The 23,548-nt window shown below is 46.4% G+C and carries 22 protein-coding genes; 16 read left to right on the forward strand and 6 right to left on the reverse strand.

All coding sequences use genetic code 11. The annotated features are described in order from the left end of the window. Positions 1–48: 48 nt before the first annotated feature. Both R7R78_RS29985 and R7R78_RS06400 read left to right on the forward strand, forming a co-directional pair. Positions 49–453: a methyl-accepting chemotaxis protein gene (locus tag R7R78_RS29985; RefSeq protein WP_372082083.1), complete on the forward strand. Its 405-nt coding sequence runs from the start codon at positions 49–51 to the stop codon at positions 451–453. A gap of 391 nt (positions 454–844) precedes the next feature. After that, on the forward strand, positions 845–1,723 hold the full coding sequence (locus R7R78_RS06400) for a DMT family transporter (RefSeq protein WP_225473289.1): 879 nt from the start codon (positions 845–847) through the stop codon (positions 1,721–1,723). 46 nt (positions 1,724–1,769) lie between these two features. Here R7R78_RS06400 and R7R78_RS06405 read toward each other — a convergent pair whose 3' ends face one another. The 5 genes from R7R78_RS06405 to R7R78_RS06425 form a co-directional block, all read right to left on the reverse strand. Continuing rightward, the gene (locus R7R78_RS06405) at positions 1,770–2,678 is read right to left on the reverse strand and encodes a hydroxymethylglutaryl-CoA lyase (protein WP_225473290.1); all 909 of its coding nucleotides are present in this window, start codon (positions 2,676–2,678) and stop codon (positions 1,770–1,772) included. Then, positions 2,678–3,517 carry an enoyl-CoA hydratase-related protein gene (locus R7R78_RS06410; protein ID WP_206969244.1) on the reverse strand — a complete coding sequence of 280 codons (840 nt, stop codon included), beginning with the start codon at positions 3,515–3,517 and terminating at the stop codon, positions 2,678–2,680. Before R7R78_RS06410 ends, R7R78_RS06405 begins: the two co-directional genes overlap by 1 nt. Before the next feature lie 29 nt (positions 3,518–3,546). Beyond that, the gene (locus R7R78_RS06415) at positions 3,547–5,151 is read right to left on the reverse strand and encodes a carboxyl transferase domain-containing protein (protein ID WP_225473292.1); all 1,605 of its coding nucleotides are present in this window, start codon (positions 5,149–5,151) and stop codon (positions 3,547–3,549) included. A gap of 25 nt (positions 5,152–5,176) precedes the next feature. Continuing rightward, positions 5,177–6,346, reverse strand: a complete 1,170-nt coding sequence (locus tag R7R78_RS06420) for an isovaleryl-CoA dehydrogenase (RefSeq protein ID WP_169628816.1) — start codon at positions 6,344–6,346, stop codon at positions 5,177–5,179. 66 nt (positions 6,347–6,412) lie between these two features. Continuing rightward, on the reverse strand, positions 6,413–6,787 hold the full coding sequence (locus R7R78_RS06425) for a MerR family transcriptional regulator (protein WP_017821195.1): 375 nt from the start codon (positions 6,785–6,787) through the stop codon (positions 6,413–6,415). Positions 6,788–7,062: 275 nt separating this feature from the next. On the opposite strand from R7R78_RS06425, the gene R7R78_RS06430 reads away from it, so the two are divergent. The 13 genes from R7R78_RS06430 (at position 7,063) to R7R78_RS06490 (ending at position 21,991) form a co-directional block, all read left to right on the forward strand. Beyond that, on the forward strand, positions 7,063–8,274 hold the full coding sequence (locus tag R7R78_RS06430; protein ID WP_225473294.1) for a thiolase family protein: 1,212 nt from the start codon (positions 7,063–7,065) through the stop codon (positions 8,272–8,274). Between the two features lie 23 nt (positions 8,275–8,297). Next, the gene (locus R7R78_RS06435) at positions 8,298–9,791 is read left to right on the forward strand and encodes a CoA-acylating methylmalonate-semialdehyde dehydrogenase (protein ID WP_225473318.1); all 1,494 of its coding nucleotides are present in this window, start codon (positions 8,298–8,300) and stop codon (positions 9,789–9,791) included. A gap of 19 nt (positions 9,792–9,810) precedes the next feature. Beyond that, positions 9,811–10,965 (forward strand): acyl-CoA dehydrogenase family protein, encoded by a 1,155-nt coding sequence (locus R7R78_RS06440; protein WP_225473296.1) that lies wholly within the window; start codon positions 9,811–9,813, stop codon positions 10,963–10,965. A gap of 38 nt (positions 10,966–11,003) precedes the next feature. Continuing rightward, positions 11,004–11,789 (forward strand): enoyl-CoA hydratase, encoded by a 786-nt coding sequence (locus tag R7R78_RS06445; RefSeq protein ID WP_053349982.1) that lies wholly within the window; start codon positions 11,004–11,006, stop codon positions 11,787–11,789. An 8-nt stretch (positions 11,790–11,797) separates the two neighbouring features. Then, positions 11,798–12,937: an enoyl-CoA hydratase/isomerase family protein gene (locus R7R78_RS06450; protein WP_054579006.1), complete on the forward strand. Its 1,140-nt coding sequence runs from the start codon at positions 11,798–11,800 to the stop codon at positions 12,935–12,937. An 11-nt stretch (positions 12,938–12,948) separates the two neighbouring features. Next, positions 12,949–13,854, forward strand: a complete 906-nt coding sequence (gene mmsB, locus R7R78_RS06455) for a 3-hydroxyisobutyrate dehydrogenase (protein WP_225473298.1) — start codon at positions 12,949–12,951, stop codon at positions 13,852–13,854. Between the two features lie 110 nt (positions 13,855–13,964). Next, complete coding sequence (locus R7R78_RS06460) at positions 13,965–14,723, forward strand: SDR family oxidoreductase (protein ID WP_213909805.1); 759 nt, start codon at positions 13,965–13,967, stop codon at positions 14,721–14,723. Between the two features lie 798 nt (positions 14,724–15,521). Then, a complete protein-coding gene (gene cyoA, locus R7R78_RS06465; RefSeq protein ID WP_005388604.1) occupies positions 15,522–16,403 on the forward strand; it encodes a ubiquinol oxidase subunit II in 882 nt (293 codons plus the stop codon). 5 nt (positions 16,404–16,408) lie between these two features. Further along, positions 16,409–18,445: a cytochrome o ubiquinol oxidase subunit I gene (gene cyoB, locus R7R78_RS06470; RefSeq protein WP_005375781.1), complete on the forward strand. Its 2,037-nt coding sequence runs from the start codon at positions 16,409–16,411 to the stop codon at positions 18,443–18,445. Beyond that, entirely contained in the window at positions 18,435–19,037 is a 603-nt protein-coding gene (cyoC, locus tag R7R78_RS06475) for a cytochrome o ubiquinol oxidase subunit III (protein ID WP_005375782.1), read from the forward strand. Before cyoB ends, cyoC begins: the two co-directional genes overlap by 11 nt. Continuing rightward, the gene (cyoD, locus tag R7R78_RS06480; protein WP_005375783.1) at positions 19,037–19,348 is read left to right on the forward strand and encodes a cytochrome o ubiquinol oxidase subunit IV; all 312 of its coding nucleotides are present in this window, start codon (positions 19,037–19,039) and stop codon (positions 19,346–19,348) included. Before cyoC ends, cyoD begins: the two co-directional genes overlap by 1 nt. After that, on the forward strand, positions 19,309–20,223 hold the full coding sequence (gene cyoE, locus R7R78_RS06485; RefSeq protein WP_033906955.1) for a heme o synthase: 915 nt from the start codon (positions 19,309–19,311) through the stop codon (positions 20,221–20,223). Before cyoD ends, cyoE begins: the two co-directional genes overlap by 40 nt. A 661-nt stretch (positions 20,224–20,884) precedes the next feature. Beyond that, positions 20,885–21,991 (forward strand): NADH:flavin oxidoreductase, encoded by a 1,107-nt coding sequence (locus R7R78_RS06490; RefSeq protein WP_086047323.1) that lies wholly within the window; start codon positions 20,885–20,887, stop codon positions 21,989–21,991. 79 nt (positions 21,992–22,070) lie between these two features. Here R7R78_RS06490 and R7R78_RS06495 read toward each other — a convergent pair whose 3' ends face one another. Beyond that, on the reverse strand, positions 22,071–22,961 hold the full coding sequence (locus R7R78_RS06495) for a LysR family transcriptional regulator (protein ID WP_225473300.1): 891 nt from the start codon (positions 22,959–22,961) through the stop codon (positions 22,071–22,073). 155 nt (positions 22,962–23,116) lie between these two features. Between R7R78_RS06495 and R7R78_RS06500 the strand changes: the two genes are divergently transcribed. Next, complete coding sequence (locus tag R7R78_RS06500; protein WP_225473301.1) at positions 23,117–23,515, forward strand: RidA family protein; 399 nt, start codon at positions 23,117–23,119, stop codon at positions 23,513–23,515. Positions 23,516–23,548: the final 33 nt, after the last annotated feature.

A 23,548-nucleotide genomic window follows, 5' to 3' on the forward strand; every position in this document is an offset into this window, starting at 1 on the left:
GAGGTTATAGGCTCAACGTTAGAAAAGATGCAGATACTTTCCGATCAAATGCAGCAAGCGAACACCGCGATTGATGAGCTTAAAGCGCACTCATCGCGTATTAGCGAGTTGGTAAATAGCATCAGTGGTATCGCTGACCAAACTAACTTATTGGCGTTAAATGCGGCGATAGAAGCGGCTCGTGCGGGTGAGCATGGTAGAGGTTTTGCCGTTGTTGCTGATGAAGTCAGACAGCTTGCTACAAGAACCAATGCAACCACCGATGAAATTGTCACAATGGTAAGTGAAAACCTACAGCGAACAGATAACGCAGTTAAGCTGATCGCTAAATGCCAAAAAGAAGCACTAGATACGCTAGAGCTCTCTGAAAAAGCAGGTAATGTGATGAATGAAATACAAGATGGCGCTAGCCGTGTTGTAGAGGCCGTGGAGCAATTTAACCGCTCGTTGTAGTTAATCAATAAGTTTTCATTGCAGAGGCGATTGGTAAAAAGCAATTCGCCTTATTCAACCTGTATTGAGGTGCGCTGAAGTCGCAATACTACTCCTGCCGCAGTCAAGTTAAGCGTTTTGAAGGGTAGGTAGTTCGACACCCGGTACTGGTTTTAGCCAGTTTGCTTGCTGTATAGAATGCTAAAGTAATTTAGTATGCGAAAAGGCTTGCCTTAAGACTTTGCCTGCATTTAATGTATCTAGAAGCAGAACTTCAATCTGCGTGACAACAATACAGGAGAGGATCGGGCTTTCACTTTTTCGCTCGACACAAACCCCTTTCAAATTTACACAATAGCGCAGTGAAACTCTCTTGCTGCGCTATTGTGTGTTCCATATTTTGTGAGTACTTATGTTTAACTCAGAACGCAAAGCGACGGTTATTCTGGTTGCGACGACGATGATCGCGGCACTTGGCTGGATATTCTCTAAGGAAACAATACAGGGTTTACCACCTTTTGTCTTTATTGGGGCGCGATTTACTATCGCTTCGCTCTGCTTACTGCCTCTATGTTACCGACCTTTGCTGAAAGCAAACTTAAAAGATGTGCTTTCTGCTGGTGGTGTCGGGCTCCTGTTAGGCAGTGCCGTTATGACATGGATTTACGCTATTTCTATCAGTGATACTCTCGGGGAGGGCGCATTTATCATGAGCCTTTCCATGCTGTTTGTGCCGATTGTTGCATGGGTTATGTTTCGTCAACGACCACAACGAATTTTCTGGCTTTCTTTGCCTATCGCTGTATTAGGTCTTGCTTGTCTTTCTTTAGTTGGTGGCTGGAAACAATCGGCCAGTCAATTGTGGTTTCTTGGTGCAGCACTGGTTTTGGCGCTTCATTTTAATGTGAATAGCAAATACTCTCAAAAACTACCTGTGTTGCTGCTTACTTGCGTGCAACTTTTTTCAGCAGGTTGCTTAGGTTTGTTGGTTTCATTTTTTATGGAATCTTTCCCGGCAGAGGTTGACTCCTCTATTTGGTGGTGGTTTGCGTTGAGTACCTTATTAGCGACGAGCTTGCGTTACGTAATGCAAACCATGGGGCAAAAATTTGTTCAGGCAGGTAACGCTGCTCTAATTATGATATTAGAACCAGTTTGGACGGTTATTCTGAGCGTGCTGTGGTATGGCGAAGTGCTAACGGCAAATAAACTAGTAGGTTGTGTGCTTATCTTATTTTCTCTAATTATTTATCGTACTGGCGGGCGGTTTCGCTTCCCTACTCGAAAGTAGAGCAAATTAACTTGGGTTGGGAGAATTTGAGGTGCCGGATGGCCTTCTACGAAAGTGATAATACGCGGTTACGCAATGCTAATGACACTTTTGATGTAGGCTCCCGCCCCAGCTCTTCGCTGATCATCCAGCCAGCTTTAGCTAGTAGCTCTAAGTCGATCCCCGTCTCTATTCCTAACCCTTGGCATAAATACAGTACATCCTCCGTTGCGACATTCCCTGATGCTCCATGAGCGTATGGGCATCCACCCAGCCCAGCTACACTACTGTCGATGGTATTGATGCCCATACTCAGTGCCTGATGAATATTGGCGAGAGCTTGTCCCCATGTGTCGTGGAAATGGACAGCAAGTTGGGGGAGAGGTGCAACCAACATGACGGCTTCTAGCATAGCAGCGATACGGTTTGGCGTGCCTGTACCGATTGTGTCGCCTAGAGACACCTCATAACACCCTAAATCGATGAGTGATTTGACCACGCTCGCCACTTGTTTAGGGGCTGTCGGGCCATCGTAAGGGCAGTCGGCAACGCAGGATAGATAGCCACGAACAGGGATGCCGTGTTTGGTGGCTAATCGCATTACAGGTTCGAAGCGAGTTAGGCTTTCTGCAATCGAGCAATTGATATTGTGTTGGCAGAATCCTTCTGAGGATGAAGTGAAAATTGCGACCTGATTGGCGTCAGCCTCCAACGCTTGTTCTAAGCCTTTTAGGTTTGGAGTCAGGGCAGAGTAGGTAACATGATTTCGCCGTGTTATTGCTTTCATGACCTCTGTTGAGTCCGCCATTTGTGGTACCCATTTGGGTGAGACAAAAGAGCCCACCTCAATATGCGTTAACCCAGTATCAGAGAGTAAGTTGATCAGCCGGATTTTAGTCTGGGTCGCAACAGGAGATTCATTTTGCAACCCATCTCTAGGACCTACTTCGACAATCTTTACTTTGGAAGGTAGCATTACTTGTCCTGTGACTTGGTGACCCAACTTGGGCTACGTTTTTCAAGAAACGCTTGCAGCCCATCTTGACCTTGGGGTGATACTCTAATGTCCGCAATGAGCTTGCTAGTATAGTGAATCAGTTGTTGATCGATGGGGTTTTGATGACATTGATGGCAGAGCGTTTTCGCTTTACGCATCGCATCTGGGCTATTAAGTAGCAACGTCTTGATTACACTATCGACCGCATTTTCAAGCTGTTTGGCTTCTTTCACTTCGTGCACAATACCAAACCGTTCGGCATCTTCGGCTGAAATGACTTCACCACTTAAGATATAGCGTCTAGCTTGTCTATTCCCCATCGCGCGCATGACGTAAGGCGCAATGGTCGCTGGAACTAAACCAAGCTTAACTTCACTTAAGCAAAATTTGGCACTTTGGCTTGCGATGGCGATATCACTACAACAAATCAACCCTAAAGCACCACCATAAGCGGAACCTTGAACAACTGCGATGGTGGGTTGAGGGAACGAATCTAATGTTTCCATGAGTCTTGCCAAGTTTTGGGCATCAACGAAGTTATCTTGCCTCGTGCTGTCGGCCATCGACTGCATCCAATTCAAATCGGCCCCGGATGAAAAGTGCTTGCCGTTACTTCTTAATACCAAGCACCGCACATCCGTTCGTAAAGCGAGATAATCTAGGCGGTGGATCAGCAAGTCGATCGTACAAGCGTCAAAAGCATTGTGTTTAGCTGTTCTGTTTAGGGTAATGGTCGCTACGCCATTATCATCGACATGCCAAAGAACATCATCTTGCCTTTGGGCGTTGGGAATAATGCTTGGTTGCATTTCCTGCATACTAACTTCCTTAATTCTTCTTTGGATGTTTACATTCTGAAGACGCCAAACTCGCTATCAGGAATGGGGGCATTTAATGCTGCCGTTAACGCTTGACTCAACACCTGACGCGTTTTTTTAGGGTCAATAATTCCGTCATCCCATAGCCGAGCACTCGCAAAATAGGGATGTCCTTGTGTTTCATACAAGTCTATGATCGATTCTCTAAAAATGTGCTCTTCTTGCTCTGACCACGCTTCCCCCTGACGTTCCTTCGCGTCTTTTCGAACTTGTGTTAAAACGCCTGCTGCTTGTTCTCCGCCCATCACAGAAATACGCGCGTTCGGCCACATCCACATCATGGTTGGATCATACGCTCGGCCGCACATGCCGTAATTACCAGCGCCGTACGATCCACCGATGATCACGGTAAACTTCGGCACGTCAGCACAAGCGACGGCCATCACTAACTTGGCGCCATGTTTTGCGATGCCTTCTTCTTCAACCTTTTTTCCGACCATAAAGCCGGTAATGTTTTGGAGAAAGAGAAGCGGTGTTTTCCGTTTGGCGCACAGCTCGATAAAGTGCGCGCCTTTTTGTGCCGATTCAGAAAACAAGATACCGTTGTTTGCCACAATACCAATCAAGTGTCCTTGAATACGAGCGAAGCCACACACTAGCGTTCTGCCATACAAGGCTTTGAATTCGTCGAAATCAGAATCATCGACGATGCGGGCAACAATTTCTCGAACGTCGAATGACAGTCGTAAGTTTGCATTCACGATTCCGTAGATTTCTTCTGCGTCGTAGCGGGGAGGAAGCACGGTGTTTTCTGGCTTAACAGGTCTTGTTCTATTGGCATTGGCAATGGCTTCTCTCGCAAGCATTAGGGCATGTTCATCATTTTCAGCGTAATAATCTGCGACACCAGATTTTCGACAATGCACGTCTGCACCGCCGAGCTCTTCACCCGTCACGACTTCGCCAGTGGCCGCTTTCACCAAAGGTGGCCCCGCCAAAAAAATGGTGCCTTGCTCTTTAACCATAATGGACACATCCGCCATGGCAGGAACGTACGCGCCCCCAGCAGTGCAAAGCCCCATCACAACAGCAACTTGGGGGATGCCTTTCGCCGACATTCTCGCTTGGTTAAAGAAAATGCGACCAAAGTGTTCTTTGTCGGGGAAGACGTCGGACTGATGAGGGAGATTTGCGCCACCGGAGTCCACCAAGTACACGCAGGGGAGTTGGCAACGTTGGGCTATCTCTTGCGCTCTAAGGTGTTTTTTTACCGTGAGTGGGTAGTAGGTTCCGCCTTTTACCGAAGCATCGTTGGCGATGACCATGCATTGAATTCCCTCTATGATACCAATGCCGGCGATAACGCCAGCACAGGGGATCGCTTCGTCATACACTTGCCAGGCGGCAAACTGGCTGATTTCAAGAAAGTCAGTGTTGTCATCAAGCAAGCGCGCGATGCGTTCTCGTGCGGGGAGTTTTCCTTTTTGCCTCTGGTGCTGAATGGCTTTTTCACCGCCGCCCTGTTTGATGGTCTCGATGTGTTGATTAAGTTGAGTGACCAACGTTTCCATCGCAGCTTTATTGGAAAGAAATAACTCGTCAGTTGGCTTAGTTTTACTTTTGATAATGGCCATAATGACTTCCTTGTCGTATGTTCCGTTAGCGAGATTCTTCGAACAGCTCTCGGCCTATTAACATGCGGCGAATCTCTGAGGTACCCGCGCCGATTTCATAAAGCTTTGCATCACGTAGCAAACGACCAGCAGGGTATTCATTGATGTAGCCATTCCCACCGAGCAACTGGATTGCATCGAGTGCCATTTGTGTGGCGAGCTCTGCACTGTACAAAATCGCGCCAGCGGCGTCTTTGCGTGTTGCGTTACCTCGATCACAAGACGCTGCGACGGTATATACATACGCTTTTGCTGCACTCATTCGAGAGTACATATCGGCGATCTTGCCCTGAACTAACTGAAACTCGCCAATGGATTTTCCAAACTGCTCTCGTTCATGTACGTACGGGACCACAATGTCCATGCAAGCTTGCATTATCCCGAGTGGTCCGGCAGCGAGGACGACGCGCTCGTAATCCAGCCCACTCATTAACACCTCGACGCCTTGATTCAACTCGCCAAGAATATTCTCTTTTGGCACTACGCAATGGTTAAATACAAGTTCGCAAGTATTCGAGCCTCTCATGCCTAGTTTGTCCAGCTTTTGAGCATGAGTGAAACCTGCGAAGTTACGTTCAATAATGAATGCGGTAATGCCACGTGAACCTGCGCTGACATCCGTTTTAGCGTAAAGCACCACTACGTCAGCATCGGGCCCGTTTGTTATCCACATTTTGTTGCCATTCAGTACAAAATGGTCGCCCTTGTTCTCCGCTTTCAGTTGCATGCTTATCACGTCTGAACCGGCATTGGGCTCACTCATCGCTAGGGCGCCAACGTGCGTACCATCAATGAGTTTTGGAAGGTATTTTTCGCGTTGAGAAGGCGTGCCGTTACGAAAGATTTGGTTGACGCACAGGTTAGAATGAGCGCCGTAGCTTAAAGCGACAGACGCAGAGGCACGGCTGATTTCTTCCATGGCAACAACATGAGCGAGGTATCCCATGCCTGCACCACCAAGCTCTTCATCGACGGTCACACCAAGCAACCCCATTTCTCCCAACAAAGGCCATAAATGATTCGGGAACTGGTTATCGCGGTCTATCTCAGCGGCGATGGGCGCAATATGTTCCGTAGCAAAGGCATTAACGTGTTCTCGGAGCATATCGATGGTATCACCAAGTCCGAAATTGAGTGGGGTATAGGTGCTTTTCATAACGTCTCCCGGTATCAGAGGTAAGGTGGAAAAGCCTGTAGCGGTGTTGCTAATTGAGTATAGCGTTTATGTCTGCTTGCTTTTGAGTGTTTGAATACAACGCTCCTTAGCGGCATTCAACTCTGCCATAACGACGCTGATGTCGTTGAGTTGTTGCTGTAGGACGGCTTGTTTCTCTTCAATGATATTGAGCATTTTCAACAACTGTCCTTCGGTTTGTTGCATGTCGTAGAGCTCGAAAAGTTCACGAATTTCTGCCAACGAAAAACCGAGTCGTTTCCCTCTTAAAATCAGTTTGAGGCGAATTCTATCCCTGCGTTGATAAACGCGCATATTGCCTTTTCGCTCTGGTTCAATCAGACCCACGTCTTCATAAAACCGGATACTGCGAGTAGTAATATCAAACTCCTTGGCGAGGTCACTGATCTTGTATTTTTCCATAACATACTTACCTCGAATAAAAATCCAGTTTCTGGAAATCGAACCTTAAATGGGAAGGCCGAACATCAACTTTGAAATATAAACGTCTGCTTGGTGTGTTTTTTCATCTCATTGTAAAGGCTAGTGCTATGCTTACGTAAACGTCAAGAAATCGCGGAATGAAAGTTTGTTAGTGAAAAAGGCGATAAAGGCTGGTGTGGCGCTTGGTGAGTAATTCTATGTAGGGTGTCATCAGTCTGCCAAGTGTTCACATATACCTTAAGGGAATGCGAATCATGGGAAAAGACATCTGGATTGTCAGCGCGAAAAGAACGCCAATTGGGCGCTTTCAAGGCAAGTTGCAAACTTACTCTGCTCCTCAATTAGGCGCACTGGCGATCAAGGCGGCAATGCACGAAGTGAATGTAACTTCGGTGGATGAAGTGTTCATGGGATGTGTGCTTCCAGCAGGGTGTGGACAAGCTCCTGCGAGGCAAGCATCTATGGGGGCAGAGCTTCCTTTGGGTGTAGGGTGTACCACCATTAACAAAGTGTGTGGCTCTGGCATGAAGAGCGTCATGTTAGCGCACGATCTCATTAAAGCTGGAACGATTCGCTCAGCCATTGCTGGTGGTATGGAAAGTATGACCAATGCGCCGTATTTGCTGAGGGAGGCGAGAAAGGGAATGCGTATGGGGCACCAGTCTGCGTATGACCACATGTTTCTCGATGGGCTACAAGATGCTTACGAAGGGCACTTAATGGGTGTTTATGCTCAGCAAGTCGCTGACAGGCTTAAGTTCACCAGAGAGCAAATGGATGAATGGGCCGTGATGTCGGCAAAGCGTGCGTTGGAAGCTCAAGAGCGAGGCTTGTTTGCCGATGAACTTTCGCCGGTTTCACTCAATACCAAGTCAGAACAAGCGGTGCTGGACTACGATGAGCACCCTCGCTCGATTGACCTTGGTAAAATTCCTCAACTCAAACCTGCATTCGATGAAAAAGGTACGGTGACCGCTGCTAATTCGAGTGCCATTTCAGATGGCGCAGCGGCTCTTGTGCTTATGGATGAAGACACTGCGCGTCATCAGGGGCTTAAACCACTTGCGATCATCAAGGCGCACTCTACACATGCCAGAAAACCTGCAGAATTTACTTTGGCACCCGTCTACGCAATTGAGCAACTGCTGTTCCAGCTAGATTGGTCAATTTATGAAGTGGACCTGTGGGAAATCAATGAAGCCTTTGCCGTCGTGACACAACTAGCGGTGGCGGAACTTGGACTAGATACGAGCAAAGTAAATATTAAAGGTGGAGCCTGTGCGCTTGGGCATCCGATAGGGGCTAGTGGCGCACGAATTCTGGTGACATTGATTCACAGTTTGCGTCAGCTACAAGCGTTAGGCACCAATGGTGATCTCGAAGCCAAAAAAGTGATGCGGGGTGTTGCGTCACTTTGTATCGGTGGTGGAGAAGCCACGGCGATAGGCATTGAAATACCGCTTTAATTGAAATCAGAAAGGAGTAAATGATGACTCGTTTGGTTCCCTTGTTTATTGGTGGCGAGTTTCGTGAATCTCAAACATCGGATTGGGTTGAGGTAACCAATCCCGCCACTAATGATGTCATTGCGTACGTTCCATGTTCCACAGAGCACGAGATGGAAGCCGCCATTGATAATGCGAAAGAGACATTCCAATCTTGGAAGGAAGTGGCAGTATCCGAGCGTGCCAGAGTCATGCTGCGTTATCAGCACTTGCTCAAAGAGCATCATGATGAGCTTGCCACACTGCTTTCTCATGAAACGGGTAAGATTTTAGCGGATGCTAAAGGCGATGTGTGGCGAGGCATAGAGGTTGTTGAGCAGGCTGCAAATATTGCCAGCAACATGATGGGCGAAACCGTCGAAAACGTTGCCACGGATATTGATAGTTACTCAATGATTCAGCCCCTAGGTGTGTGTTGCGGCATTACGCCATTTAACTTTCCTGCCATGATTCCGTTGTGGATGTTCCCAATCGCTATCGCTGCGGGCAATACATTTGTGCTTAAACCCTCCGAACAAGTGCCGTTGACCTCTATTCGTTTAGCTGAACTATTTGAGCAAGCTGGCGCGCCGAAAGGAGTGTTGCAGATCGTTCATGGCCGCAAAGAGCAAGTCGACTTTCTTCTGGCTCATCCTGATATTCGAGCGGTGTCATTTGTTGGCTCGGTTCCCGTTGCCCGTTATATCTACACCACAGGGACTAAACATTTTAAACGGGTTCAAGCTTTTGCTGGTGCAAAGAATCACATGGTGATCATGCCTGATGCAAACAAAGATCAAGTGGTGAATAACCTAATCGGATCCTCCGTTGGGGCTGCGGGGCAACGCTGTATGGCGATTTCTGTTGCGGTATTTGTCGGTGATTCAAAACAATGGATTGCAGACCTTAAACTGGCGATGGCGAAAGTACACCCAGGACCGTGGGATGATGAGCAGGCCGCTTATGGCCCACTGATCAGTGAGCAAGCCAAACAACGCGTATTGGACCTAATTGAAGATGGCAAACAACAAGGCGCAGTGTGTGAACTCGATGGCAGTCAGTGTGAAGTGGACGGCTTTCCCGATGGAAACTGGATTGGCCCAACCTTGTTTAGCGGTGTAACAGCGAACATGTCGATTTACACGCAAGAGATATTTGGCCCTGTTTTAGTTTGTATGGAAGTCGAAACGTTGCAAGAGGCCATTGAGTTGGTGAATCGCAACCCTTACGGCAACGGAACTTCTATATTTACCGCTAATGGCGCTGCTGCGAGAAAATATCAGCATGACATTCAAGTCGGTCAAGTGGGGATTAATGTGCCAATTCCAGTCCCTTTACCATTTTTCTCCTTTACTGGTTGGAGAGGCAGTTTCTATGGTGATTTACATGCGTATGGTAAACAAGCAGTGCGTTTTTATACCGAGACCAAAACGGTGACGGCGCGTTGGTTTGATGACGATATTCCAACGGGGCTCAATCTGACCATCCAACTGCGCTGAGTGAATAAAAGGAGCTTTTATGGACTTTGAACTTAATGAAGATCAACGTGCATTTGCCGATACCGCTCAACAATTTGCCGATGAGCGTTTAGCACCGATGGCGGCGGAGTGGGATGAAAAGCAGATTTTCCCCAAAGACGTATTGAGAGAGGCGGGGGAACTGGGGTTTCTCAGTCTCTACACACCAGAAGAACATGGCGGCTTAGGGTTAAGCCGTTTGGATGCGTCAATTATCTTTGAACAACTCTCAATGGGCTGTACGTCGACGACCGCTTTCATGACTATCCACAATATGGTGAGTTGGATGATCGCGAGTTTCTCGAACGAAGAAGTGAGAGCTAAATATTGCCCTAAGCTGGTCTCTGGCGAGTGGTTGGGTTCATATTGCTTAACCGAGCCTAATGCGGGGTCGGATGCCGCTTCGTTGGCTACAACCGCGAGCAAAAAAGGTGATACTTACGTGCTGAATGGCGGCAAAACCTTTATCTCTGGCGCAGGAGAGACAGATGTTTTGGTCGTGATGGCGAGAACTGGAGAAGCGGGTGCCAAAGGCGTGTCTGCATTTGTTGTTCCTGCTCAAACAGGTGGTATCAGCTATGGGCGCAAAGAACCCAAAATGGGTTGGAACAGCCAACCAACACGAGCGGTTACTTTTGAAAATGTCGTTATTCCAGCTAGCCATTTACTGGGCGAAGAAGGGCAAGGTTTTGTCTTTGCGATGAAAGGGCTTGATGGAGGGCGTATAAATATTGCGACCTGTTCCGTCGGTACGGCTCAACAGGCCCTTGAACAGGCGACACAATACATTCAGGAGCGTAAGCAGTTCGGCAAACCGCTTGCGCAGTTTCAAGCCTTACAATTCAAATTGGCAGACATGGCAACAGAGCTAGTGGCTGCGCGGCAGTTAGTGCGCTATGCCGCCAGCAAGCTCGACCGAAATGATCCGGATGCCACTGCTTATTGCGCTATGGCAAAACGGTTTGCAACCGATGTGGGCTTTCAGGTTTGCGACCACGCGCTGCAGCTTTATGGCGGCTATGGTTACATCAAAGAGTATCCAATGGAGCGTCATTTCAGAGATGTGCGTGTGCATCAAATTCTGGAGGGGACAAACGAAATCATGCGCTTGATCATCGCACGTCGTTTGCTCTCTGAGGAGTCGGCCTTGCTGTAGCGAAGTATTGGATTTGCTCATTGAGAAAGGATTCAGATATGCCATTAACCCAAGAAGCCATTCAACATACGATCACTAATCACGTTGCGGTGGTGACGATGAACAACCCGCCAGCCAATACGTGGACAGCAGAGAGCCTCAAGGTACTGAAGTCGCTGATACTCACACTTAACAATGATAAGCAGGTCTACGCACTGGTTTTAACCGGCAGTGGAGAAAAGTTTTTCTCTGCTGGTGCAGATCTCAAGCTATTTTCTGACGGTGACAAAGCGGTTGCGTTAGACATGGCGCGATGCTTTGGTGAAGCCTTTGAAATGCTCTCGGAATTCCGTGGTGTTTCCATTGCCGCTATTAATGGTTACGCCATGGGTGGAGGTTTAGAAGTGGCATTAGCTTGTGATATTCGAGTCGTTGAAGAGCAAGCGGTACTTGCTTTACCTGAAGCCAAAGTCGGACTTTTGCCCTGCGCTGGCGGTACCCAAAACCTCACAGCGTTAGTAGGGGAAGGCTGGGCAAAGCGTATCATTTTATGTGGAGAGCAAGTCAGCGCTGACAAAGCAAAAGAACTAGGCCTAGTTGAGGAGTTGGTTCCCAAAGGTGAAGCTTTAAGTAAAGCGCTGGAACTTGCTGAATCTGTTGCGAACCAGTCACCATCTTCTGTCGCCGCATGTAAGGCGCTCATTCAAAATATGCGCTCTGCGCCACTTAAGCACGGCTTAATGAAAGAGCGAGAGTTATTTCTGAATCTTTTTGATACGGAAGATCAAGTTGAGGGTGTTCGCGCCTTTTTAGAAAAACGCCCACCGCAATGGAAAAACCGATAGGAGGCCACATGGCAGGGATGGTAACCATTAGTGAAATAGAGTGCTTAGATGGCGTGCACCGCATTGGTATCGCAACGTTAGAAAACACCGCTTCATTGAATGCATTGACGTATGACATGTTGGTCCAACTCAACGATCAGCTTATCAAGTGGCAAGATGATCCACATATGGCTTGTGTGGTACTGACTGGCGCTGGAGAAAAAGCATTCTGTGCTGGTGGTGATGTTCGAGCTATGTATCACGTCATGCATAACGAGAGTAAAGAAAAAATCGTAGAGTTCTGTACGAACTATTTCTCGTTGGAGTATGAGTGTGACTATCTCATCCACACTTACAACAAACCCATTATCGGTTGGGGAGAAGGTATTGTCATGGGCGGTGGGATGGGGCTTTTTATGGGAACCAGCCATAAAGTTGTGACAACAACATCACGCCTTGCTATGCCAGAAATCAATATCGGACTGTATCCTGATGTGGGAGGTACGTGGTTTTTAAGCCAGATAGATCCGCAAGTGGGCTTATTCCTCGGATTGACAGGTTCAATGGTAAATTCAAGTGACGCTGTCACTATTGGTTTGGCCGATTGGTTACTGTTGGAAGAGCAGTATCCCACCTTACTGGATGAGCTAAAGCGGCTCCAGTGGGGCAAAGAAGACGCGAAAGAGTTGGTAACTGCACTACTACAGTTAATGGAAGAACAAGTTATTGATAGCAAACCAACCACGCAAATTTGTCCATACTTAGATCAGATAGAGGAAGCGTGCAAAGGCTTTGATCTTAATGCGATAGCACAGCGAATCATGACTATCGAAGGGAATAGCCAGTGGATAGAAAACGCGAAACAAACGTTCGCATCGGGCAGTCCGATCACCGCGCATATTTGCTTTAGACAAGTGAAAGAGTACCACAGCTTACCGCTTGCAGATTGCTTCCGTTTAGAGTTGAGTTTGTCGGTTCGCAGTGCCTTATTAGGTGAGTTTAAAGAGGGCGTCCGTTCTCGGCTCATTGACCGGGATGGCGAGCCGAGCTGGATGTTTAACAGTGTCAGTGAAGTCGATGAAGATGTTATCGATACTTTGTTTACCTCGCTTTGGTCGGATAACGAGCATCCGCTTGCTAATTTGGGTGAACAAACACTAGGTCAATAAGGAGAATGATCATGAGTACCATCGCATTTATCGGTTTAGGAAGAATGGGGCATCCTATGGCGCAAAACTTACTCGCGTCTGGATTTAACGTGCAAGTATTCGATGTCGATAGCGAAGCCGCAAAGCAACTAGTACCTTTTGGTGCCGTGGTGGCGAGCTCTATCGAAGAGGTAGTAGATGGTGCAAGCACAGTCATCACGATGCTACCAGCAGGATCTCACGTTCGTTCCGTGTATCTTGGCGACTTACATGGTGGCGTAGGTGTCCTCAACCTTGTCTCGCCAAGTACCTTGATGATTGATTGTTCAACCATTGATCCGGACTCCGCGCGATTAGTCGCCAATGAAGCGGCAAATAAACGCGTGTTGTTTGTCGACGCACCCGTTTCGGGGGGCGTTGCTGGCGCTAAAGCGGCGACATTAACCTTTATTGTTGGTGGTTCGGATCAAGCGTTTTCTAAAGCCAATGCCATTTTGCAGTATATGGGAAAAAATGTTTTCCATGCTGGCAAAGCAGGCGATGGTCAAATGGCGAAAATCTGTAACAACCTTATGCTCGGCATTTTAATGTCTGGTACGTGCGAGGCATTAAACCTAGGTATCGATCATGGACTCGATCCAAAAGTGCTATCAAACATCATGCAGCAAAGCTCTGGCCGAAATTGGGCATTGGAGCTTTACAATCCTTGCCCAGGTGTGATGGACAGTGCGCCAGCCAGTCACGATTACCAGCCGGGCTTTATGAGCAAACTCATGCTAAAAGATCTCGGCTTGGGGTTAGATGCGGCGTTACAAACACATTCTTCGGTTCCGATGGGGTCGTTAGCGCGCAACTTATATTCTTTCCACAACGCGAGCGGCCACGGCGAGCTCGATTTCTCAAGCTTATTTGAGTTATACAAGAGTAAGAAAGGCTAGACCGAGTTTTGTGACAAACCAGCCCGAGATGGTGACCTAAAATGCGCATCATTTCGGCCAACTTAGACTGGTTGAGATAGAGAACATTACGAGCTATGGAGTGCACCAATATGGACATAAAAAGTAGTGTTATTGCCATTACAGGAGCAGGGCAGGGGCTTGGGCAAATGATGGCCATTACCTTTGCTCAAGCTGGCGCTGATTTAGCGTTGTTGGATGTAAACGCCAGTGGCTTAATGGAAACACAAGAGCAGTGTCGAATGCTGAGTGCGAAAGCGTTGACATATCAAGTGGATGTCACCAACGAAATCGATGTTGAAACCACGTTTGAAGCGATTATCCAAGATTTTGGTCAACTCAATGGGTTAGTCAATAACGCTGGCGTGTTAAGAGATGGGTTACTTGTAAAAGCAAAAGATGGCGTGATCAGTAAGATGTCTTTGGATCAATTCAACTTGGTCATGAACGTTAACGTGACAGGAACGTTTTTGTGTGGGCGTGAAGCTGCCGTCAAGATGATTGAGAGTGGCTCCCAAGGCGTTATCATCAATATTTCTAGTGTTGCGAGAGCTGGGAATATCGGACAAACCAATTATTCTGCGTCAAAAGCGGCGGTCGCGACCATGGCGACAACATGGTCTCGTGAGCTCGCAAGATACGGTATTCGCGCGGCGGCGGTTGCACCAGGTGTAGTTCATACCGCGATGGCAGAGCAAATGAAACCCGAAGCCATAGAGCGATTAGAAAAGATGATCCCAGTTGGCAGGATGGGCGAAACAAGCGAAATCGCGCATGCAGTAAAATACATTATTGAGAGTGATTACTTTACTGGCAGGGTTTTAGAAGTGGATGGCGGCATTCGTATGTAAGTGATCACTGAAATAAGGCTCTGATAGACCTGAATAATAAGTCTCTTTCCATTTCAACATTTTCTATGTTGTGGAGTGCTAATTCTGCGCAACCCAAATGTATTTACAACTTATGTTTGGATTTACCTTGAGAATGATTTCTCACAATCCAATAAAGAGATGTAAATACCACTCAAATATTAAGTGAAATCATTAATTTGATGCTGATCACACTTTTGGTTTTTTAGTTTCCGCTTCTCATTAAGGCTATCTGCGTAAATGAAGTTGATAGTCAGTCTCATCAATTTTAAGTTTCAACTATTTGTTTTTAAATAATTAATTGTTGAAGCACGAGAAATTCGTGTTGAGGTTAATATTCTATTTAAAGTGTGTAACTTCCATTAATGGAAGGTTAGTTTCCAGTTGTGGCTAATGAGCTTTAACTTTTTACTCCTCATAATGCGCCAAATGTAACATAGTGTTTCAAAGTGTAACAATAAACTCACACTAAGAGTGTGGTTTTGATCTCCACTCAATTCCGTTTTGTTTCGCTCTGAGCCCGACGTTACTCATGCTCAACACATAAACATTCTAATGACTATAACAACTGGTTCTTGGCTTGATACCAATCGTATCGTAGCAAATAACGGTTCATTCTAGCTGGTTAAATGCTTGATGGCGAAGTTGAAAAATTGTAAGTAGAATAACTACTTATCGAAGTTTCTTCTTGTTCTCATACATTACCTCTGCGCTATTTGTGAGCTCTTATTTACTTTGATTGGCATCTGCTTTGAAACCAGACAACCATCGAGAAAGTTAATGGAAGCCTCAAGATATAAACGCATCTTGTCGAGGGGAAGTTTGGCGTCCGTCATACTTATGCTCTCAGGATGTAATTCAGCTTTACTTGACCCCAAAGGTGCCATTGGTGTGCAAGAAAAAGAGTTAATTATTACTGCTCTTTTGCTGATGTTGATCGTTGTAATCCCTGTGATTTTAATGACGATTTACTTCGCTTACCGATACCGCGCCTCTAACACTGAAGAAGAGTACGCACCCGAGTGGTCACACTCGACCAAAATCGAAGTGGTGGTATGGACAATTCCAATCATCATCATTGCGATTCTTGCGACGATCACATGGCGTTCGACTCATGAACTAGAGCCATCCAAACCTTTGGAAAGTGATGTTAAACCAATGACCATCGAAGTGGTGTCACTCGATTGGAAATGGTTGTTCATCTACCCAGAAGAAAACATTGCGACGGTGAACTATGTGGCGTTCCCGAAAGACGTGCCAGTGCAGTTCAAACTGACTTCGGACAACATCATGAACGCGTTTTTCATCCCTCGCTTAGGTACACAGATCTACGCGATGCCAGGAATGGTAACCAAGCTCAACCTGATAGCGAACCACGAAGGTGACTACAAGGGTTTTGCATCGAACTACAGCGGCGAAGGCTTTTCGCAAATGAAGTTCACAGCTTCAGCAATGTCTGATCGTGCTGCGTTCCTAAATTGGGTGCAGAAAGTGAAGGCGAGCCCTGATCGTATTGAAGATTGGGAGCAATACAGCTCACTGGCAGCGCCAAGTATCGCAGAGCCAGTCACTTTGTTCTCTAGCGTTCCTCCGTTCTTGTTCACCGACGTTGTGACTCAGCATCCTGGTTCAATGAACTGTTTGCCTGAAAACCAAGGATAATCGTAATGTTTGGAAGATTAACTCTTGATTCAGTTCCATTCCACGAACCTATTATCGTCATCACCCTAGCGGTTGTGGCGCTGGTTGGTTTAGCCGTAGTTTACGCGGTGACCAAAGCCGGAAAGTGGCAATATTTGTGGAATGAATGGTTTACTTCAGTAGACCATAAAAAACTTGGCTTCATGTACATCGCAGTAGCGATGGTGATGCTTGTTCGTGGTTTTGCTGACGCAGTCATGATGCGTAGTCAGCAACTCCTTTCTTCTGCGGGTGAAGCAGGTTACTTGCCACCGCATCACTACGATCAAATTTTTACTGCCCACGGCGTGATCATGATCTTTTTTGTAGCGATGCCATTGGTCATTGGTCTGATGAACATCATCGTGCCATTGCAGATTGGTGCGCGTGACGTAGCTTTCCCGTATCTGAATAACTTGAGCTTCTGGCTGTTTGTTGTAGGTGTCATCCTAACAAACATGTCTCTCGGCTTAGGTGAATTTGGTCGTACCGGCTGGTTGGCGTATCCGCCGCTTTCAGGTATTGAGGCTAGCCCAGGAGTCGGGGTCGACTATTGGATTTGGGCGCTGCAGATATCAGGTGTTGGTACGACGTTAACAGGCGTGAACTTCTTCGCGACCATTTTGCGTATGCGTACACCGTCTATGCCAATGATGAAGATGCCAGTTTTCACTTGGGCGTCTCTGTGTGCAAACATTTTGATCATCATTTCATTCCCAATCCTAACGGTGACTATCGCTCTGCTTACGCTGGATAGATACCTAGGCATGCACTTCTTTACCAATGATCTTGGCGGCAACGTAATGATGTACGTCAACCTGATTTGGGCTTGGGGTCACCCAGAAGTGTACATTTTGATCTTGCCAATTTTTGGTGTGTTCTCAGAAGTCACCGCAACCTTCTCACGTAAAAAGTTGTTCGGTTACACATCGCTAGTTTGGGCTACCGTAGTTATCACGATTCTTGCCTTTGTTGTTTGGCTACATCACTTCTTTACGATGGGGTCTGGCGCGAACGTAAATGCCTTCTTCGGTATTGCCACGATGATCATTTCTATCCCAACAGGGGTGAAGATCTTCAACTGGCTATTCACCATGTACAAAGGCCGCATCCGCTTTACGACGCCAATGATGTGGACGGTGGGTTTCCTGATCACCTTTACTGTTGGTGGTATGACGGGCGTACTAATGGCTGTTCCGGGTGCAGATTTCGTTCTGCATAACTCAGTATTCCTTATCGCTCACTTCCACAACGTTATCATCGGTGGTGTGGTGTTTGGATGTTTCGCTGCGATCACTTACTGGTTCCCGAAAGCGACCGGTTTCACCATGAATGAAACTTGGGGCAAACGTGCGTTCTATCTTTGGATTATTGGTTTCTTAATGGCGTTCCTACCGCTTTATGCGCTGGGCTTTATGGGGATGACTCGTCGTTTAAGCCAAGACATCAACCCAGAATACTTCCCACTGTTGTCGATTGCCGCAGCAGGTACGGTTGTGATTGCGCTGGGCGTATTGTCTCAGTTCATCCAAATTTACGTGAGTATCCGTGACCGCGAGCAAAATCGTGATTTAACTGGTGACCCGTGGGGTGGACGTACTCTTGAGTGGGCAACATCGTCTCCACCGCCGTTCTACAACTTTGCGCACCTACCAAAAGGTGATGTGCTGGATGCCTTCTGGTACCAGAAACAAAGTGGCGAGTTCGATCCAACTAAAGAAGTGGAATACGAACGTATTCATATGCCAAAAAACACGGCAACAGGCATCTACGTGTCGGCTTGGTCGCTCCTATTTGGCTTCGGCATGATTTGGTACATCTGGTGGCTAGCGGCGGCAAGTTTGGTCGGTATTATCGTGACGTGTATTCAGCATAGCTATAACGATGATGTGGATTACTACGTGGAAGTTGAAGAGATCAAAGCAATTGAGGCCGAACGTCGAGCTCAGCTTGAAGAAGCGAAGAAAAACTCAGTGAAAGACAGCGAAAGTAAAGATGATCTGGAGGTGACGTATGCAAACTAATATCGCAGCACATCACGACCATGATCACCACCATGACACGAATGGCAACAAGCTATTTGGCTTCTGGGTTTACCTGATGAGTGACTGTGTACTGTTTGCGACCTTGTTCGCGACATACGCTGTGCTGTCGAGCAATTCAATTGCGGGCCCAACAGGTAAAGACATTTTTGAACTCCCATTCGTGTTTGTCGAAACCATGCTGCTTCTGTTTAGCAGTATCACATTTGGTTTTGGCATTATCGCGATGAAGCGCAACAACGTTGCTGGTCTCAAACGTTGGATGTTAGTCACGTTCGCGCTTGGTCTTGGCTTTATCTGTATGGAGGTCTATGAGTTCCATCACCTGATTGAAGAAGGCTATGGGCCACAAACAAGTGCATTCCTATCGGCATTCTTTACGTTGGTTGGTACGCACGGCCTGCACGTAACCTTTGGTCTGATTTGGTTAGCGGTAGCGTATCATCAACTGTCGACGAAAGGTCTGAACGACAATATGGCAATGCGCTTTAACTGCTTAAGCCTATTCTGGCACTTTCTAGATATCGTTTGGATTTGTGTCTTTACCATCGTTTACTTACTGGGGGTAATGTAATGGATCAACATGTAGAAACCAGTTCGTCAGATTACGTGAAAGGCTTTATTGCCTCACTGATTCTGACGGTAATTCCGTTCTACTTTGTTTGGACGAAATCATTACCAGATACAACGACCTATGCGATTCTATTTGGATGTGCATTAGTGCAGATATTTGTTCACTTTAAATACTTCTTGCACATGGAAACAAAAACATCCGACGGACGTTGGAACCTTGTATCACTGATGTTTACCGCCATTGTTGTACTTATCCTTATCGCTGGCTCGGTATGGATCATCTACAACATGAACGTCAACATGAAGTTGTAGGTCAAGGTATGCTGAAAAGTTATTTGTCTATCACTAAACCGGGCATTATTTTCGGCAACCTGATTTCTGTTGCGGCGGGGTTCTTCCTCGCCGCAAAAACAGAACCAGCCAGTCTAATGCTGTTCGTTACGACGTTAGTTGGTGTTGGGTTAGTCATCGCTTCAGGTTGTGTGGTGAATAATATTTTCGATCGTGATATCGACCAAAAGATGGCACGTACACGAAATCGTGAAACAGTGAAAGGCAACATCAATATCGATATTGCGTTTGTTTATGCACTTGCTTTATTGCTGGTAGGAACCGCACTGTTATTTATCCGAGTGAACCCACTATCCGCTGTCGTCGTGTTGCTTGGCTACGTGTATTACGTGTTCTTTTACACGATGTGGTACAAACGTAACTCGGTGTATGGGACCTTAGTGGGAAGTATCTCAGGCGCAGTTCCGCCATTGGTGGGTTACTTAGCGGTAACAAACTTCATTAGCTTGGAAGCGATTTTACTCTTTACCATGTTCTGTCTCTGGCAAATGCCGCACTCGTATGCCATTGCCATGTTCCGCATGCAAGACTACCGAGAAGCCGGGATTCCCGTATTGCCAGTTAAAGAAGGTATTCATAAAGCGCATCGACACATGAAAGCGTATGTCGTGGCTTTTGGAGCAGCATCATTGGGGTTATTTTTACTAGGTGAAGCCGGGTATGAATACTTAGCAGTTGCAGCGGTTGTTTGCTTTATGTGGACGAAAGTGACCTTTCGCAGCATTGATGACAACAACTACATCGCTTGGTCAAAGTCGGTGTTTAAAGTCTCACTGCTAGTGGTGATGGGGATCAGTGGTGTGCTTGGCGTCGAGTTGATTCCTCTAGCTCTGTAATAACCAAATCTAAGCGTTTGCTACGCGCTAATATCTTGTGCTGCTGAATGCATCAATGGCCTTACCTAGAAGTAAGGTCATTTAACTTTCTATTGTCCTTTGTTTTCCCTGTTCCTCCTCTAGCTTCACTATCACGTATTCATATCTAAAAGCAAAAACAACCAGCGTGTAAAACATAGTGGAGCGCGTTTCCGCTGACGCGTAATAATGCCAAGAGATAGCGACGATTAAGCCAAAAAGTATAAACAGCGCAATAACTCTACTTACCATATGAGAATTCAATATCGACAGTTTGTAATGTAAACATTTGGGGGGAGTGCTAGTTCTCATAGCAGCATACAAACTAACAATGTGAATGTTTGAGTTGAATCACCTGCTAGCGAAATGCACAAGTTTTACTACTGAAAGTGGGAGAGGAAGCATCTTAACTCCAGTGAAATGAACACGATTAAGAATCATCCTTTTACATAATCTAAAAACTCACTAAACCTTAACCCAGATTAAAGTTTTGTCGTCTCCGAGGCATTAAGGTGCGCCTGTAGTTTGCAGGTCTCAAGGATTCAGAGAAGGAACAGCCATACATCGTGTATCGCTGTTCCTTTTTCGTTCTTGTTTACTTGCGAAAAGATAAAACATAAAGACAACTTTAAGAGGACTGGTTTTGAGCATTTTGTTTTCCGAAGCCCGCATTGGCAACATGACCCTAAAGAACCGTTTTGTGAGAAGCGCAACGTGGGAGAACATGGCGACCGAAGATGGTCATATGACGGCAAAGCTTTACGATATTTACGAAACGCTTGCGAAAGGGGAAGTTGGGCTTATTGTTACGGGTTATGCCAATATCGTTGAAGAAGAGAAACCCAACGCAGGTATGATGGGGATCTACAACGACTCTTTTATTGAAGAATACAAAAAGCTAACAGAGCTAGTACATCAACAAGATTCTAAAATCGTGATGCAAATTGCTTACGGTGGCACCAAAACCACCCATAACGTCGGTGAGCGTGTCATCTTCGCTCCGAGTGACGTGCCTGAGCGTGGTACAAATACGCAAGGCAAAGCGATGACAAAGGACGAAATCGACTACATCGTAAAGGCATTCGCATTGGCGAGCAAACGTGCTCAAGACGCTGGTTTTGACGGCGTAGAGATTCATGCGGCGCACACTTATTTAATTAACCAGTTTTTAAGCCCGTACTATAATCGTCGCGAAGACGAATATGGTGGTGGCTTAGAAAATCGCATGCGCTTTCTTTTAGAAATTTATTCTGAAACCAGAAAGCTGGTTGGAAGCGAATTTCCCATCCTCGTTAAACTGACGGCAACTGAGTTCTTTGACGGCGGTTTAACGTTCGATGAAACTCGCGTCGTCTGTAAGAAACTTGAAGAAGTAGGCGTTGATGCGATCATCGTATCTGGCAATGTTCACGGCAAAGCAAACGAACTTGTTGGTCAAACGTTCGATGGTTACACACTACAAGAAGAAGGTTACTTTCACGAATATGGTCACGTGATCAGTCAGGACGTTAGCATACCGGTGATTACTGTCGGTGGGCTGAGCGACATTGATGCGATTGAGAAAATTGCAGAAAACACAGATATCCAATTTTTTGCTGTGTCACGCCCTTTATTGGCTGAGCCACAGTTGATCAAACGTTGGAAAGAAGGCAATCGCGCACCAGTAGATTGTGAACGTTGCTCAAAGTGTCGTACCAAGCGTGGTAACTTTTGCGTGGTGTATAAGAACCGAAATCGTCGCAAAAAATAGAACGAAGCGATACACAAATACAAATTAGCCTCCACTCTGAATATGGAGGCTTTCAATTATCCGCATGTTAATCGAACCATTATTTATCTTCTTTTTGGTAGTTTAAATAATGCACACAAAGATCGTGAAATGCTTTAGCTTGAGGCGAGATCGTGCGATCGGTTAACGTAAATATACCAATTTGCCTTTCAAGCGGTGGTTCGATAAGCGGGATCCAAACCAAGCGTGTTTCATTGGTTGGGAAAGCAAGCTTAGGTAGGGTCGTGACACCAATCCCAAGCTCTAAGACAGAAAACAGCGAAGTAATATTCTCGACCGAATAGAGTGCTTGCTGACTCAGAGCTCTTGCTGGGGTTGGATCGAGAAGTGTACAAGTGCCGTTACGGATAAAGGGTTGTTCCAACAAAGTTTGCCACTCGATTCCTTCTGGATGACTTGCAATAGGGTTATCCTTTAAACACACCACGCCTATTGGATCGGCTAACAGTGGCGTAAAGTCAATGCCGCCCTCATCGAGGTGAGAGGGGTTACCGAGCGATAAGTCGACCTCACCGGAGAGTAGGCGAGCCTCGACGCCAGCGGCATTATCGTCTATCAAGCTTACTTCTACATTTGGATACTGTTCGCAAAAGGCGCCCAATACGCTAGGAATGAGCTTCGCTGCAACAGAAGGAACGCTCGCAATTCGCACTCTCCCTTGCTGTCCGGCCGCGGCTGCTTTGAGATCGTTGTCTAGTGCACTGTAGATATTGAGAAACTGAACCACTTTGGGAAGACAAATTTCACCAAACGGGGTCAATTTGGTTTTGTTTCCGGGTTCAAACAGCGTTTGCCCTAGAATTTTTTCAAGCTCTTTTATCGATGTTGACAGTGCCGCCTGAGAACGATTTGCACGATGTGAAGCGGCTCGAAAGCCTCCTTCCTCGACTACCATCACAAAATGCATTAATTGTTGAAGCTTAATACTCATCCCTAATGCCTCTTAATCCCTTTATTTACGTTATTTTAAATAGAGTGATAAGTTTAATTTATCAAATGTAAAAAATTTACCGTTAGATTTATCGCCTGTCAATGTGCATCATTTAACCATATTGAAACAAAGCTGTTACAAAGGTTGAAAGGCACGTGAATACTCCTACGAAAAAACACCCAGTTAAAACCAGTCTATTTGCTTCTAAAGCGCCGCTTGAATGGGCGATAGTCAACAACGGAACCCTGTATACGGCTCAAATTCCTATTGATGACACAGGCGCGGTTGTGGAAGGCGGTATCGAAGCACAAACACGTCAAACCTTTAACAATCTCATTCACACCCTGGAGTGTGCAGGGGAGTCTTTGGACTCGGTGTTGCAGGTCCTGATTTATGTGACTGATAGAGAATACTTAAAGACCGTTAACCAAGTGTACGCGGAATATTTTGAAGCACCGTACCCAAATCGCGCCGCCATGGTGGTTGCAGGGTTAGCGCGAGAAGAGATGTTGGTGGAGTTTGTCGTCTACGCGTCGGCAAGCCAACTAGAATAAATCCAATAAGAACAATTAGAGATCAGTGAGTGG

The sequence above is a fragment of the Vibrio sp. 2134-1 genome (genome assembly GCF_033339495.1).